This window comes from Pseudomonas rustica, from assembly GCF_018336155.1.
GTDB lineage: Bacteria > Pseudomonadota > Gammaproteobacteria > Pseudomonadales > Pseudomonadaceae > Aquipseudomonas > Aquipseudomonas rustica.
This window is the reverse complement of record NZ_JAGYHF010000037.1, coordinates 1-1039: the sequence shown is the minus strand read 5'-3', so window position 1 is coordinate 1039 and position 1039 is coordinate 1. Positions and strand designations below refer to the sequence as shown.

Sequence of the window (1039 nt, the reverse complement as noted above, 5' to 3'; positions counted from 1 at the left end):
CCAGCACATCTACGGATGGGAAGACCCCAAGCCGCCTGGACACTGGAATTGCCGATCGAGCGCGCTGCCCGTGCTGAAAGATCAGTTTGCCCGTGAAATTCCCGGATCTACCCGGCCCTCAATCGGCCCTTACGGCGTCACGCTGGTGTCCAGCAAGACGAGCTATCAGGAGTGGCTTTCGCGCCAGCCTGCTGCCTTTCAGCGAGACATCCTCGGCCCGAATCGGTACGCGCTCTTCACCAAGGGCGAGCTGACGCTGGAGAAGTTCGTGGATGACAACGGCAAGACGCTGACCCTTCAGCAACTGAAAGACCTTGAGCCGCTGGCTTTCGAGCGAGCAGGGCTCTGACAACGAACCACAAACGACCGGCCTTGAGCCGGTTTTTTTATGCCCGAGGCTGAGCCAACGGCAAATCATCCGGGGGATGACATGAAGTACAAGATCAGCAAGGCGGAATACGAAGCGCTCGATGCGGCTATGCAGGCGCTCTACAAGGCGATGGGCGATGACTTCGTCCTGAGCATTGAGGGCTTGCCCGCCGGCGGCGAGGATCTGGAAGGCCTGAAGCGCCAGAACCAGACGCTCCTAGACGAGGCCAAGGAAGCTAAGCGCCTGAAGCGTGAGGCGGACGAGAAGCTCGAGCGCGAAAAGCTCGATGCCGCCAAGGCGAAAGGCGACTTCGAGCAGTTGTATGCCAGCAGCGAGCAGGCTCTGGCCGCCGAGCGCACCCGATTGGCTGAACTGACCCAGAACATCGAGCGCCGCGACCTGACGTCGGCAGCCTCGAAGGTTTCCAGCAGCATCGCCGACGGTGAGAACGCCGAAATCCTCGCTGAGTTCGTCCAGCGCCGCCTGAAGATCGTAGACGGGCAGGTAAAGGTCACGGATGCCGCCGGCAACCTGACCATCGCCACTATCGAAGACCTGGCAAAAGAATTCCAGCAAGCGCCGCGCTACGCAGCATTGGTGCGCGGCACGCAAGCGAACGGCGGCGGGGCTGCCGGGGGTAAGGGTGGCGGGGCCACCAAAACGTGGGAC

Annotated in this window: 1 protein-coding gene and 1 pseudogene; both read left to right on the top strand. The window is 61.7% G+C overall.

Annotated elements, in window-relative coordinates; genetic code table 11:
• Positions 1 to 349: pseudogene (locus KFS80_RS26745) on the top strand (phage head morphogenesis protein); the annotation flags it as partial.
• Positions 350 to 430: 81 nt separating this feature from the next.
• Positions 431 to 1039: hypothetical protein (locus tag KFS80_RS26740; RefSeq protein ID WP_212546471.1), on the top strand; the 609-nt coding region annotated here is incomplete at its 3' end.